This is a genomic window from Wolbachia endosymbiont (group A) of Lypha dubia, assembly GCF_964028575.1.
In the GTDB taxonomy this organism is placed as follows: domain Bacteria; phylum Pseudomonadota; class Alphaproteobacteria; order Rickettsiales; family Anaplasmataceae; genus Wolbachia; species Wolbachia pipientis.
The window spans coordinates 550,436-564,518 of record NZ_OZ034796.1 but is presented as its reverse complement, the minus strand read 5'-3'; the positions used below and the strand labels follow the sequence as shown (position 1 = coordinate 564,518).

Below are 14,083 nucleotides of genomic sequence, written 5' to 3'. Positions count from 1 at the left end.
ATCCCGCTACTATATAGTTATTGATATATATTTTCTTTTAAGCTCTTGGTTTTGATCGATAAATGTAATCATTTCATCTTCTAAAGTTTTAATTTGATTACGTAAAATTGCAAGAAGTTCCTCTATTTGTTTGATTATAGATGTATCAGTTACCTGTTGGATTTGGGTTTTTTGTATTTTTGCTATTTCTACAAGTTGGTTTCTACGAGATAATTTTTGTTTCAAGCAATCAATATTACCATTACTAACTGTTAAAGGAGTAACACGCATATCTGTATTATTAATATAACGTGAGATGATACTGCAGTCTATTTTATCAGTTTTTGTAGTAATACCAAGGCTTTTAGCATAGTCTCTCCCACCTTGGTTGAATGACGTACACCTCAAAACCATTGCTTAGTAAAGTATAGGCACATAATTTTTCGTATCCACCAGTTGCCTCAAGACCAATTTTGGTTACATTATGCAAACGTAAAAAGTCCAGCATTTCATCAATGGATTGTACATTGTTTTCAAATATTTTATAATGCTCAAGTGGGTGAATGTGGAGATCTAATTTACTTTTGCTAACATCAATGCCAGCAATAATGTTTGATGAATTCATAATTCCTCCGTAATAATAACATATACTGCATTTTCCAGCCTTATATACGAGCCTAAAAGCTCAATCAGTTGTTCGGAACTTTCAGTATAATAAACCAGAGAAGAGAACCTTGCTGAACAACGATTCTTATAATCAAGGGGCGTGACGATTCCTCTTCTCTGTGTGTCTTTAATCTCACTACTTTGATATTTATAAAGACTTGTTCTTAACATATAAGGGAAGTGTCCTCTAGGTGAGATTGTGGAGCATTCGTTGCAGCATTTGGCTGTTCAATTACGCTAGTTGATTCTTTAGGTATACTATTTCCTTCAAAATTTCCATCTTTTTATTATGTTCTCTTTAGCATTTTGAGAGTGAATTATTCTAGTTTTGATATTTAAACGTTTTGTATCTGCTGTAATGATTTCACTTCCAGTTTGCTATTCTTTACATATTGAATTGCAAGCACTAACGCTTTACTTCCGGAAGCTGTGGTGCTGTAAGCTATATTTTGCAAAATAGCAGTTCTCCTGATATCTTTGCTGTCTGAGACTGACTTTACACCTTTTGAAGTATTAATCACTAGATTTATTTTTCCATCTTTGAGCATATCAACTATGTGGGGTCTGCCTTCTCTTACTTTATTTACAGCTTGTGCAGCAATGCCGTTATTGTTCAGATACGAAGCTGTGCCTTTGGTGGCATATATTTCAAAACTCAGTTCTTTCAACATTCGTGCAACTGGCAATATATACTTTTTATCATCATCTTTTACTGAAACCAGAGCTGTTCCTTCTGTTGGTAACTTGTATCCTGCAGCCATGTGCGTTTTTGCAAGTGCAGCTTCAAATGATGAGTCAATTCCCATCACTTCTCCTGTTGATTTCATTTCAGGACCAAGTAAAGTATCAACTCCTGCAAAGCGGGTAAATGGAAAAACAGCAGCTTTAACTGCAAAATGATTGAAAGGCTTGTTTTCCTGATTCAATTTTTTACCCAAAATAACTTGAGTGGCAAGCTTTGCAATAGGAATATTGATTACCTTGGAAATAAAAGGAACGGTTCTACTAGCTCGTAAATTTACTTCAAGTATGTATACATCACTAGACCTCTTGCATAACTCGATTTCTGAAGGCAATTTTGTCGTCAAAGCTTGTCTGCGCTCCTCAAATACATTCGAGTATTCTGTGGTGCTCATCTGCACTTTTCCTAAAAATTTCTCATCACAAACAGGTTCTGCAAGAGGTCTATTCTCTTGAACAGCAAACTGAATGTTTATCAGACCTTTCACTTTTAATGCTAATGCTATTCTTTCAGTTTGTAGCTTAATCTCTTTTATTACTTCGTCACTCAATGTATTTGTCGGTATTGAGCATGTTGAATCACCAGAGTGGATACCAGCTTCTTCAATATGCTCCATGACCGCTGCAATGAAAACTTTTTCCCCATCACATACAGCATCAACGTCAACCTCAACTGCATTGACTAAAAATTTATCAAGAAGCAGCGAACCATGCTCAAAGATTTTAGTTTGATCCAAGACGTACTCTTTAAAGCTCTGAGTATCGTGTCTAATCGACATAGACTGACCGCCGAGGACATATGATGGCCTGACTACTAGTGGAAACCCCACCTTTTCTGCGTTGGTTAACGCTTCTTCTACTGAATGGCAGATAGAACTTTCAGGTTGTTTTAAATTAAGTTGCAAAGCAAGATTTTTAAATCTCATGCGATCTTCTGCAAGGTCAATAGAATCAAACGAAGTTCCCAGAATTTTGAAACCTCTCTCGTTAAGCACTTTGGCTAACTTTAAAGGTGTTTGACCACCTATTTGAACTATCACACCAACCAGTGTGCCATTTTCTTGCTCTTTACTTAGTATTTCAAGCACATCCTCTGCAATCAGTGGGGCGAAATATAAACGATCAGCAGTATCGTAGTCAGTTGAGACAGTTTCTGGATTACAGTTGATCATTATTGTTTCATACCCCATTTCTTTGGCGGCAGAAGCTGCATGTACGCATGCATAATCAAACTCAATACCTTGACCAATGCGGTTTGGACCACTTCCTAAGATGACAACCTTTTCTCGGTCAGAAATGTCCGCTTCGCATTCTGTCCTATTTGTAATGTCTCCCTCATAGCAGCCATACATATAAGCAGTGCTCGATTCAAATTCAGCCGCACAGGTGTCTACACGTTTATAAACTGGATGAATGCCAAATTTTTTCCTTATTTCCTCAATTTGTTTTACTCGATCTCCAGCGTATAACGCTGGCTGGATCCCAGTGTCACGCACTGGGATGACATTAGAGGGTACTGGGATGACAGAGGTAGATCTATTACTTAACTTTGCCAACCTTGCATCCGAGAATCCCATCTTTTTTAGTTCTAATATTTCATATGCAGTTCCAGGAAGGCCATTTTCCTTGATTTTTTGTTCAGCCAAGATGATTTGCTGTATATTTTGCAGAAACCATAAGTCATATCCTGTAATCGAATTTATTTCTTCTATGCTAATTCCGTGGCGCATTGCGTCAGCAGCAATCAGTAATCTGTTTGGTAGCAATTTTGCTAATTGAGATTTTATGTGATCAATATCAATGTTCTCAGGAAATACTTCATCAAGTCCTGTAAAATCAGTTTCAAGTGAACGGAAAGCTTTCTGTAGTGACTCATTAAAAGTGCGGCCTATAGACATCACTTCTCCCACTGATTTCATGGAGGTTGATAATTCACAATTCGTCCCCTTAAATTTCTCAAACTCAAATCGAGGAATTTTAGTGACGATATAATCAATCACTGGTTCGAATGCTGCTGGTATTATTGGAGCGCAGTCGTTACGTATTTCATCGAGCGAATAGCCGATAGCAAGTTTGGTTACAACTTTTGCAATAGGATAGCCTGTTGCTTTCGAAGCAAGTGCAGAGGAGCGAGAAACCCTTGGATTCATTTCAATTACAACGAGGCTTCCATCTTCTTTAGGGTTCACTGCAAACTGAACATTTGCACCACCGGCACTAACGTCAATTTCCCTCAGCACTGCTATAGATGCATTTCTCATTTGTTGATATTCAGCATCACGCAGAGTCAAAGCAGGAGCAACAGTTATGCTATCCCCAGTGTGCACTCCCATCGGATCAACATTTTCTATCGAACAGACTATTATGCAGTTATCTTTACAATCGCGGATAACTTCCATTTCATATTCTTTCCAGCCGATAATTGATTCATCTATCTGAACTTCATTTATTGGCGAAATTTTGAGAGCACTTTCTGCGATATTGAAAAACTCCTCTTTATTATATGCTATACCACTACCTGCGCCACCAAGAGTGAATGATGAACGAATGATTGCTGGTAATCCAACGTAATCCAAAGCCTTTTTTATTTGTTCTTGATTTTTTATAATGATACTTTTGGGGTATTTCAGTCCTATTCTATCCATGGACTGGCGGAATAACTCTCTATCCTCTGCTTTTTTTATTGCTTCTCTATTTACCCCTATTAATTCTACGTTGTATTTGTCTAACACTCCATCATCTGCAAGTTTTATTGCACAATTGAGCGCTGTTTGCCCGCCCATTGTTGGCAATATTGCGTCTGGCCTCTCCTTAATTATAATTTTCTCTATGATTTCAGGCAGTACCGGCTCAATATACGTCGCATCAGAAAACTCAGGATCTGTCATTATAGTTGCGGGGTTGGAGTTAACCAAAATGACTTTATAACCTTCGCTTTTTAATACTTTACAGCTTTGCGTTCCGGAATAATCAAACTCGCATGCCTGACCTATAACTATTGGGCCTGCTCCTATTACTAATATAGATTCTATATCTGTGCGTTTCGGCATAATTACAATAACGGTCTCTATTCAAGTAATGTTACCAATCTTTCCTGTATATGTGAATTTTTATTAAACCTATTAGCTAATTACTTTTAGGCTTGACGCATAACTGTACGAACATTGCAATTTGCGTGGCAGATTCCAGTGCTTGACACACAGCTGTACAAACATTCATTTTTGAAGGTAAATTGCACAGCAAATGATGTCTTTCAAGTAGCTGACACTGGTTCCTTTATGACGGCAGTGCCCAGAGGTGTCATCCCAGTCTGGGATCCAGAAAACTTAACTTTAAATAAGTGGCTGCATAATAAAGACTAGATTCCAGACTGGAATGACACCATAGAGGCACTGGGATGACATCCTTCCTAGTGGAGATTACTCTCAAATCACAATGTTCATACAGTTGTGGGCTTAACGGTATCTTTGCAGATACTATGGTAATTTATTCGGGAGATTTGCTGAGCGGTAAGATTTTTCCTGATATGCTGCAGTCTTCAGAAGCTAATTCCACAAATTTATCTGTTAGTTTATCAGGCGACACCAATTCAGATCCAGGAAATGCCTGCTCACTACCCACAGGTCCTTCCGTGTATACAGCATTTACACATAATTTTGTATGTTTTGTCTCAGATGCATATATTTGCACCATTATTTCTAGTGCAACTTTACTTGCAGCATACGGCATCCAATATGGATAAGAGGAAGGAGAAAGTGTCACTTCTGAGGTCATGAATATCGCTCTTCCAGCATTAGACTTTTTTAGCATTGGATCTAAGTTTTTTAGTAAGTACCAATTGGCAGTAAAATTTGTATTCATTACGTTCTGTAGCTCTTCAATCTCACAGTCATGAATGGGGTTCAGTTTGCCTAAAATTCCAGCACACGCAACTAATATATCAAGTGCTCCAGATTCTGATAATTTCAGGCTTTCTATCATGTTTGTCAGTATCTTTACATTCTCAAAGTCTAAAAGATCAAGCTGAATTAGTTTCACAGAGCCTTCTTTAAATTCTTCAAGCTCTTCAATTTCATTATATAGTGGCTTGAGATTATCAAGAGATCTTGAAATCAGAATCACACATGCACCTTCTCTTATAAACCTTTTTGCAACAGCAGAGCCTACTCCACCTGAAGCTCCGGTGATTAAAGCTACTTTACCTTCTAACTTACCCATTTCTTTCTCCTTAGCGAGATCCATTGAAATATTTTAGCTGAAAATTGAATTTTGCTCCATATATAAAAATCAAACTTAGCATATAAAAAAATAGTAATGACACTACCACACCACCTAAACTTCCATATATCAAATCCAGTTGGTCAAAGGAAGCTTTTAAGTATTGCTTAAAAGCTGAAGCAGAAATCGTCCAAAGAATAACAGCTACACAAGATCCAGGAAATACGTCTGATAAATTTTGTTTTATGTTTGGTAACATAAAATATAGCCAAGAGACTACTGTGAAAAGTACAAATTCAATAAGTAAATACCTAGTATAACTTAGCCCCTGATAGGAAAAATCAATTAGCATTGGTACTAGTGTAGAAAACACTATAGTTAGAGTTATAATAAGCGTGATTACTAAAAATTGTAATATACTTAGTACTCTTCTTAATATATAAGGCGGCGAAACCGGAACTTTATAGGCCTTATTGAGTATTGTTCTAAGCCCTTCAATTGTCGATGAAGCGGTCCAAACAGCACCTACAATTGCTAAAGTTAGTAAGCTTTGCGGCGGGCCTGATATTATCTCCCTAATACGCGGCATCAAAGATGATAAAATATCCTGTGGCATGTTATCAATGATAAATACCCAGCCAATGTTGTACTGGTCTAAAAAATTTGCGAATGTTGACGCCACAGCCATTAAAACGATGAGAAAAGGAAATATTGATAACAGAATTAAAAATGATAAATACCCTGCATGCTCCACTCCATCATTATAAATTGTGTCAATCAAAGCACGATAAAGACAATAAACGATGCTGTAAAATTTCTGTAGCACTGTAATATAAACGAACCAAGAAAAGTATTCTAAATGAAATAAAGGATACTTTTAAGCAAAAAAATCCTCACCATTTACTTAAATTTAATCAAAATGGTAGATAATCCAGCATTAAATAGAAATTATCGGAGGCGTAATGAAAAATTTTCTTCTACTTGTGGCGTTAATTCTCTCCTTTGCGTTTGATGCAAATGCTAATACTTTTGTTGATAAAAATGATACAACATCATCAGTGATATGCAAGATAATAGGCTATACTCATGGCATAGGTGGACCAATGATCACAATAGTGATAATTGGTGCAGCGTTGCTTGCAATATTCGGTAGAATGCCGTGGCCAGCGCTTTTTGCACTCGGTGCGTTCACTGCTGTGTTTTTTGGCGCTCCTGTAGTCGTTTCAAAAATAACACCAGGAGGTGTGATTTGTAAAGACGGTGTAGTAACCGAATAAGTAATAGAAATTATTGGAGGCATAATGAAAAATTTTCTTCTACTAGTGGCGTTAATTCTCTTCTTTGCATTTGATAATGCTTTTGCTAGCAGTGTTACTGATGACGCAACGTCAAATACAATATGCAAAATAGTAGGCTATACTCACGGCATAGGTGGACCGATGATCACAATAGTAATAATTGGTGCAGCGTTGCTTGCAATATTTGGCAGAATGCCGTGGCCAGCACTTTTTGCACTCGGTGCATTTACTGCTGTATTTTTTGGTGCACCTGTAGTTGTTTCAAAAATAGTACCAGGCGGTGTGATTTGTAAAAATGGTGCAACTGCTTGCCCTGATGGTAAAACATGGGATACAACAAATAATGTATGTAAATAGGTACTAAATTTAGAAAAACATTAGCTGAATGGTGCTTCTTAAAGGAGCACCATTATTCCACAATTGTATAAATGTTGTCCAAGTGAATAACACTGAGATCCGGGAATTTTTATAAACTGATAGGATGACAAATTTACTAGAATCCTCACCATTTACTTAAATTTAATCAAAGCGATAGATAATCAAACATGAAACAGAAATTATAGGAGGCGTAATGAAAAATTTTCTTCTACTTGTGGCGTTAATTCTCTCCTTTGCGTTTGATGCAAATGCTAATACTAGTGGTGGCACCACCAACACCGTTTTTGTTGATGAAAGTGATACAACATCATCAGTGATATGCAAGATAATAGGCTATACTCATGGCATAGGTGGGCCGATGATCACAATAGTGATAATTGGTGCAGCTTTGCTTGCGATATTTGGCAGAATGCCATGGCCAGCGCTTTTTGCACTCGGTGCATTTACTGCTGTGTTTTTTGGCGCTCCTGTAGTCGTTTCAAAAATAACACCAGGAGGTGTGATTTGTAAAGACGGTGTAGTAACCGAATAAGTAATAGAAATTATTGGAGGCACAAACGTAGTTTTCTTTACTTGAAAGTGGTCAAGCTGACCACTTTCAGTGTCTATGAATACCTAATAAATTCTCTTTCTGTAATCATATCAGTTAAAGTTTAGATTCCAGCGTCACGCGCTGGAATGACAAGGCTTATCGTCATGCCGCCGCATACCGTCATACCGCGATTCATTCGCGGTATCTCAGCCGCTAACAAGCAGCGGAATAACGGTTGTCGTTTAGCTATGAATATTAAGAAATTTACCAAATAAAAAAAAAGGCAAAAGAAGCCCTGGTCATTGTCTATTTTCAGTATTGGCGTTTTTTAAGTCTTAAACACTGCAATTTAGCTGCTTTTGAATGCAACTCACCTTAGTTTGAATGTTTAAGAAATTTACTAAGCAGAAAAAAAGGCAAAAGAAACCCCGTGTTAGCTAGTTGTCACTCTCTAATCCTGCAAAATTGGCGTACTATACTGTCTTAAACGACTTACAAGCGCGTTTCAGCTTATATAGGTAAAAACCCAGAAATGTTGTGAAGACATAAGGTGCACATAGTGTAAAAAATTAAAAATAAGACGCCAACTACGTTGTTTTCTTGCTGTTTAATCTGCACAGATGAAGATAACTGAATACCTTCAGTATCATGATAAGGGGGCTGGCGAGGTTTGTCAAGGAAGTTTTGCATTTAATTCATTTGATAATTCAAAAAACTTGAAAGAATAAAGATAGCTATTGAAATTATCTTGATTTACATCAGTTATCCAAGTTTGACATTGAATACTTAACATTTCCTCTATTAACGCCTTTCTGTAATGTTTATCCAGATGAGACATTATATCGTCAAGCAGAAGAAGTGGTGCCTTATTGTAATGAATACACCTTGCTTTTACACTGGATAAAATAATAGAAAGCAGTAATAACTTTTGTTCTCCAGTGGAGCACAGATTTATTGGTACGTTTCTTTTTTGACAAAAAACCCGAAAATTATCGTTATGCACACCAAAGGTTACTCTACCAGTCAATGAGTCTTTTTCTCTGTTTTCCTTTAGACGATTCTGAAAATATTCTGCAGTATCGTTCAAAGTTAGCTGGCTGCTGAATTTCAAACTTGCCTTTGGAAAAAGCTCACTGGAATGGTTATCAATTGTGTCTTGTAATATTTTTAAAACAGACGATCGCATACGTAAAATACTAACTGCATTAACAGCCATTATGTTTTCAAGACTAGAGAGCCAATTTTCGTCCAAGGTGTTCTCTCTCAACAGTTTACTTCGCTCACGTTTAGCTTTTCTGTGTTTCATGTAGCAGCAAGTGTAATTTTCCTCAAACAGTGAGACTATACGGTCTAAAAATTTTAATCTGTCACTTGGAGAATTAAGAAGAACATAGTCCATTTGTGGAATCAGCCATATTACATTGGATATCTTATACAGAGATGAATAACTTGATTGCGTTTTTCCATCAATTTGTATTAGTTTCTTATCAAAACTCTTTGCGATACCAATTGAATTAAAATCTGTTCCATTAAAAAAATCATAGTGCACTGCCCAATCTTCATTACTGAATCTATTTTGTATCTCACTGGCTTTTGCTTTTTTCATTCCATTGCTTTTAGCAAGCAACGAGATTGCTTCAAGTATATTAGTTTTACCAATACCGTTTTTGCCAGTTATTACAACTGAGCTATCATCTGAATCCAGTTCAAAGTTTGAGTGGCTACGAAAATTATGTAATTTCAGCTTTTTTATGTAGCAATGGGTAGCCATTAACCTATTCTTTAGTTTATATTCTCTTTACTTCTTCCAGAACCTCATCAACATGTCCACTAACTTTTACATTTTTCCAGATCTTCACTATTTTACCTTTTTTATCTATTAAAAAAGTAGTGCGTTCTATTCCCATATACTTTTTGCCAAACATACTTTTCTCTACCCAAACACCATATTTTCCCAACATTTCAGCATTCTCATCAGAAACTAAAGAAAACGGCAGAGAATATTTTGCTTTGAAGTTAGTGTGACATCTAACACTATCTTTTGATACACCAATTATCACTGTGTCAAGGAAAGAAAAATCATCTATTTTATCTCTAAAGCCTTTTGCCTCCATTGTACAACCCGGAGTATCGTCTTTAGGATAAAAATAAAGAACTACATTTTTTTTATCAAAAAATTCACTCAGTGATAAATTTTCACCAGAATCTGTTGGTAAGCTAAAATCGGGTGCATTATTTCCTACTGCTAATTCCATACCTTGCTCCATTAATAACACTTCTATCTATAGTAGTATATTGTAGTCAGAGTATCAAATTTTATATATAGCTAACAGATAAGATTCTTGATGGGGGCTTATTGATGAATTTCTGCCTACCTTCTCGGCTTGCCGCTTTTGATAAAGTGTGGTTTTCGTCTGATGTAAGGCCATATCAAATAGATCCTATTAAAAATCAATCGAATCTTCACATGTTTGTTCTTCATAAAAGAAGTTCAATGTTATCGTAGTACCAAGTTTTGCTTCACTTTTAATGTCAAAAGTTCCACCCATTAACTCTACTAATTTCTTGCTTAGCGGCAATCCGATGCCCGTACCTTCGTTTCTATACCCCGAATCTGCTTGGCCAAAAACAGACATAACTTTATATATGTCCTGCTGCATTATTCCTATTCCATTGTCATGAAACTCAATAGTTAATAAGTTTTTTTCTATATTTTCTTTTATCACCATTCTTATTAAACCATCTTTGGGAGTAAACTTGATTGAGTTTGATAATAAATTTATTATAACTTGTTTCATTCTCTTGGGATCTGCAATGACTAATAATTGTTTATTAGTCATCTCTTTTTTTAAATTAATCCCGGCTTCTTTTAATTTAGGTAATAGCATATTTACGCATGAATCCATTATTTTGTTCAGGTTAAACTTCACTTTTTCTACTGTTAAACTACTTGATTCAGCTTTAGAAAAATCGAGCACATCATTAATTAAGGTAAGTAAGTGTGTTCCTGCATTATATATATCGTCTGCATACTCCTTGTATTGAGAATTATCCATTGAACCTAAAGTTTTATTTTTGATCAACTCCGCAAATCCAATAATAGCATTAAGAGGTGTGCGTAATTCATGTGTAACGCTTGCAAAAAACTTTAGCTTGTTTGCATTTTCTTGCTCTAATGTCTCTTTTATCTGCTGTAATTCAATGTTAGTTTTATGTTGCTTGGCTAGCATTTGGGTATTAGAAAAGTGCAAATAGAACATTATTAATATTAAGATTATTAATAATAGGCCCAAAAATGTTAAAAACAGGCCATATGCTATAACATAAGAATTATTGTAGTTTCGAAGAATCTTCAAAAAAAACGACGGTTTAACGCTATTTTCATGGAATATAGGGAAAATAGAAGTTAATGTATTTCCTGTAGTATAAAATATTTCTTGGTTACTTAATAGTTTATCAATTTCATCGTTTGTAAGTAACTGTTCATAATCATAATCTTGAGTGTTAAAATTACTGAATATTATTCTGCCGTTTTGATCATACAGTATTAAGCTGAAATCCTTTACTTTGCTCACTGATTGTAATAATTCAGCACGTAGTTTTACTAGTTGGTTTATGTAGTCAAAATTTTTGTATTTAATGTGATGCTTTTCTATTAGTAAATAATGGTATTTTTTTATTATGCCATTTTCCAGTACGCTTTTTAAGTTTACACTTGAATCACGGTAAGAAGAAAGGAAATTACTCCTTAGTAAATGATTACAATATATCACACTGAATAAAATCATAAAAATTGATGAGAATAATGCGATAACTTTTGTGTATTTGTTTCTCCCCAGTGCAGAAAACATTAATTTACCTATCTTATACATATCCTTACTCATTGCGAAACAACGGCTTTTATGTTATTAATAATAAAATTTAGCATATAATATTTTATGACAATTTCTCCTATTTTGCCAGTTTATTCTCCTGTTAATATAAATTTTTCTCATGGCAAAGGTATCTACCTATATGATGTTGATGGTGAGCGCTACGTAGATTTTCACTCCGGAATAGCCGTTAGTAGCTTAGGTCACACTAATTCGCGATTAATTAGTGCTCTTAAATTGCAAGGAGAAAAATTATGGCATATATCAAATACCTATAATATACCTGCTGCCAATAATTTTGCAGAAAAATTAATAAACAACAGTTTCGCTGACACTGTATTTTTCTCAAATTCTGGATCAGAGGCAGTAGAATGTGGGCTTAAGATTGCTAGGATCTATCAAAATGGAAAAGGCAATAAAAATCGTCACAGAATTTTAACATTCCATGGTGCATTTCATGGAAGAACCTTTTTAACTTGTGCTACAAACGATAAACAGAAATTTTCTGAATTACTAAATCCCTACATTGATTGGTGTGATAACATCGAGCCCAATATTGAGAGCGTAAAGAAAGCAATTTCAAGTGGTATAGGCGTTATATTAATAGAACCAATACAAGGGCAAGGTGGTATCAAAGTAATGAATGAAGTCTTTATGAAAGAACTAAGAAAGCTGTGTGATGAAAATGACATATTGTTATTTTTTGATTGCGTGCAATGCGGTGCTGGCAGGACAGGAAAATTATTTGCATACGAACATATAGGAGTGGAACCTGATATATGCGCTCTTGCAAAGGGAATAGGCGGCGGGTTTCCGCTAGGGGCTTGTCTTGCGACTGAAAATGCTGCTAAATATATGGCGGTCGGTATGCACGGTTCCACTTTTGGTGGCAATCCGCTTGCAACCTCAGTAGGTAATGCTGTGCTCGAAGAATTGCTCAGCCCCGGCTTTTTGAAAAATGTTGAAATTAGAGGTAAATACTTAAAAAATAAACTAGAAGACTTAGCAAGTAAATTTCCAATAATAGAGGAAGTAAGAGGGAAAGGGTTAATGCTTGGAATAAAAGTGAAAGCAGACAATCAAAAGTTTGCAGAAGAGTTAAGTCATCGCGGCTTGCTTACTGTTGGGGTAACATCAGATAACGTTGTGAGAATTTTACCTCCACTCATTATCACTGAAAAAGAGATTGATGAAGGCATCGAGATTTTGACTCAATATTTATCTGAGAAATCTTCTGATTAGATACTTGCATTAATATGAACGACAATCTGGTATGCTTAGGAATTATTACCTCTCCTCACGGAATTAAAGGAGCTGTTAAAGTAAAAACCTTTACTGAAAAGCCTGAAAATATCTTCTTATATGGTAAGCTAATAAGTGGTGATGAGAATTATAAAATAGACTCAGTATCCGTCATAGGTGATAATTTAGTAATAGCTACAATAAGCGGAGTAAATTCCCGTAATGAAGCAGAGCTTTTAAGGAATAAGAAGCTATATATAGAAAGAAGCAAGTTACCAGAGCTAAATGATGAGGATGAATTTTACCAAAGTGACCTTGTAGATATGGAAGTAAGGCTGAAAAGTAATGAATTATATGGCTATGTAAAATCTGTGTATAATTTCGGCTCAGGGGATATATTAGAAATTTTAGTTATCAGCACAAAAAAACGTATTATGCTGTCTTTCACTAAAGAGATATTTCCACATATAAATATAAAGGGGAGGTATATAGTATTAAATATACCAGAATTTATTGACTAATAAAGACTTTGATATTTATATAAAGCTATTTATAATTGTAAGATCAAACTGAAAATGTAATTATGGCAGAAAGAGCTAACGATATTAGACCAGGTCAGGTGTTGGAACATAACGGCGGATTATTTTTGGTTGTAGGTATTATGCATACTCAACCTGGTAAAGGTGGTGCATACATACAAGCTGAAATGAAAAATATCAAGACCGGAGCAAAACACTATGAAAGATTTCGTTCTGATGCAACAATCAGAAGGGCAATTTTAGATGAAGAGGAATATGTTTACCTTTTCACTGAAGGAAACATTGTAAATCTTATGCATCCAAGTAATTACGAGCAAATCACTATAAATTTGGACTTATTGGGAGAAAAAAAAATTTATTTACAGGATAACATGAAAATTAAAGTTGTAGCTTATCAAGACAAAATAATTTCTGCGCATGTGCCTGATTATGTTACACTTGCTGTGAAAGAAACAGAGTCTGTTATTAAAGGACAAACTGCTACTGCTTCTTATAAGCCTGCAATTTTGGAAAACGGAATGCGCGTTAACGTGCCTCAATTTATAAAAGAAGAGGATAAAATTGTAGTATATACTCCAGGTGACAGCTATTATGAAAGAGTGAAAGAGTAAAAGGAAG

Annotated in this window: 16 protein-coding genes; 7 read left to right on the top strand and 9 right to left on the bottom strand. The window is 35.5% G+C overall.

What is annotated here, in order from left to right; translation table 11 throughout:
* Window positions 1-9: 9 nt before the first annotated feature.
* From ABWU72_RS03000 to carB, 4 genes are all read right to left on the bottom strand, one after another.
* Complete coding sequence (locus tag ABWU72_RS03000; protein WP_227738615.1) at window positions 10-393, bottom strand: hypothetical protein; 384 nt, start codon at window positions 391-393, stop codon at window positions 10-12.
* On the bottom strand, window positions 344-604 hold the full coding sequence (locus ABWU72_RS02995) for an IS110 family transposase (protein WP_010082049.1): 261 nt from the start codon (window positions 602-604) through the stop codon (window positions 344-346). The genes ABWU72_RS03000 and ABWU72_RS02995 overlap by 50 nt, the downstream gene beginning before the upstream one ends.
* Complete coding sequence (locus ABWU72_RS02990; RefSeq protein ID WP_080717592.1) at window positions 601-816, bottom strand: hypothetical protein; 216 nt, start codon at window positions 814-816, stop codon at window positions 601-603. Before ABWU72_RS02990 ends, ABWU72_RS02995 begins: the two co-directional genes overlap by 4 nt.
* A gap of 164 nt (window positions 817-980) precedes the next feature.
* Window positions 981-4,436, bottom strand: a complete 3,456-nt coding sequence (gene carB, locus ABWU72_RS02985) for a carbamoyl-phosphate synthase large subunit (protein ID WP_155969488.1) — start codon at window positions 4,434-4,436, stop codon at window positions 981-983.
* A gap of 138 nt (window positions 4,437-4,574) precedes the next feature.
* Between carB and ABWU72_RS02980 the strand changes: the two genes are divergently transcribed.
* Window positions 4,575-4,748: a hypothetical protein gene (locus ABWU72_RS02980; RefSeq protein WP_231115856.1), complete on the top strand. Its 174-nt coding sequence runs from the start codon at window positions 4,575-4,577 to the stop codon at window positions 4,746-4,748.
* Window positions 4,749-4,872: 124 nt separating this feature from the next.
* Here ABWU72_RS02980 and ABWU72_RS02975 read toward each other — a convergent pair whose 3' ends face one another.
* Both ABWU72_RS02975 and ABWU72_RS02970 read right to left on the bottom strand, forming a co-directional pair.
* Window positions 4,873-5,628: an SDR family oxidoreductase gene (locus tag ABWU72_RS02975; protein WP_012673418.1), complete on the bottom strand. Its 756-nt coding sequence runs from the start codon at window positions 5,626-5,628 to the stop codon at window positions 4,873-4,875.
* Window positions 5,615-6,430 (bottom strand): YihY/virulence factor BrkB family protein, encoded by an 816-nt coding sequence (locus ABWU72_RS02970; protein ID WP_155969484.1) that lies wholly within the window; start codon window positions 6,428-6,430, stop codon window positions 5,615-5,617. Before ABWU72_RS02970 ends, ABWU72_RS02975 begins: the two co-directional genes overlap by 14 nt.
* 136 nt (window positions 6,431-6,566) lie before the next feature.
* Here ABWU72_RS02970 and ABWU72_RS02965 point away from each other — a divergent pair, with 136 nt between their 5' ends.
* The 3 genes from ABWU72_RS02965 to ABWU72_RS02955 all read left to right on the top strand — a co-directional run bounded on the left by ABWU72_RS02965 (window position 6,567) and on the right by ABWU72_RS02955 (window position 7,812).
* Window positions 6,567-6,881, top strand: coding sequence for a TrbC/VirB2 family protein (locus tag ABWU72_RS02965; protein WP_155969482.1), 315 nt, complete (start codon window positions 6,567-6,569; stop codon window positions 6,879-6,881).
* A gap of 24 nt (window positions 6,882-6,905) precedes the next feature.
* The gene (locus tag ABWU72_RS02960) at window positions 6,906-7,259 is read left to right on the top strand and encodes a TrbC/VirB2 family protein (RefSeq protein ID WP_155969480.1); all 354 of its coding nucleotides are present in this window, start codon (window positions 6,906-6,908) and stop codon (window positions 7,257-7,259) included.
* Between the two features lie 214 nt (window positions 7,260-7,473).
* Window positions 7,474-7,812 carry a TrbC/VirB2 family protein gene (locus ABWU72_RS02955; RefSeq protein WP_353283857.1) on the top strand — a complete coding sequence of 113 codons (339 nt, stop codon included), beginning with the start codon at window positions 7,474-7,476 and terminating at the stop codon, window positions 7,810-7,812.
* 673 nt (window positions 7,813-8,485) lie between these two features.
* Here ABWU72_RS02955 and recF read toward each other — a convergent pair.
* The 3 genes from recF to ABWU72_RS02940 form a co-directional block, all read right to left on the bottom strand.
* Window positions 8,486-9,583, bottom strand: coding sequence for a DNA replication/repair protein RecF (gene recF, locus ABWU72_RS02950; RefSeq protein ID WP_155969397.1), 1,098 nt, complete (start codon window positions 9,581-9,583; stop codon window positions 8,486-8,488).
* A 16-nt stretch (window positions 9,584-9,599) separates the two neighbouring features.
* Window positions 9,600-10,067, bottom strand: a complete 468-nt coding sequence (gene bcp, locus ABWU72_RS02945) for a thioredoxin-dependent thiol peroxidase (protein WP_006279715.1) — start codon at window positions 10,065-10,067, stop codon at window positions 9,600-9,602.
* 189 nt (window positions 10,068-10,256) lie between these two features.
* A complete protein-coding gene (locus ABWU72_RS02940; protein ID WP_155969395.1) occupies window positions 10,257-11,684 on the bottom strand; it encodes a sensor histidine kinase in 1,428 nt (475 codons plus the stop codon).
* A 66-nt stretch (window positions 11,685-11,750) separates the two neighbouring features.
* Between ABWU72_RS02940 and ABWU72_RS02935 the strand changes: the two genes are divergently transcribed.
* The 3 genes from ABWU72_RS02935 to efp all read left to right on the top strand — a co-directional run bounded on the left by ABWU72_RS02935 (window position 11,751) and on the right by efp (window position 14,076).
* The gene (locus tag ABWU72_RS02935; RefSeq protein WP_155969393.1) at window positions 11,751-12,926 is read left to right on the top strand and encodes an aspartate aminotransferase family protein; all 1,176 of its coding nucleotides are present in this window, start codon (window positions 11,751-11,753) and stop codon (window positions 12,924-12,926) included.
* A gap of 14 nt (window positions 12,927-12,940) precedes the next feature.
* Complete coding sequence (rimM, locus tag ABWU72_RS02930) at window positions 12,941-13,447, top strand: ribosome maturation factor RimM (RefSeq protein WP_038250708.1); 507 nt, start codon at window positions 12,941-12,943, stop codon at window positions 13,445-13,447.
* A gap of 62 nt (window positions 13,448-13,509) precedes the next feature.
* A complete protein-coding gene (gene efp / locus ABWU72_RS02925) occupies window positions 13,510-14,076 on the top strand; it encodes an elongation factor P (protein ID WP_006279719.1) in 567 nt (188 codons plus the stop codon).
* Window positions 14,077-14,083: the final 7 nt, after the last annotated feature.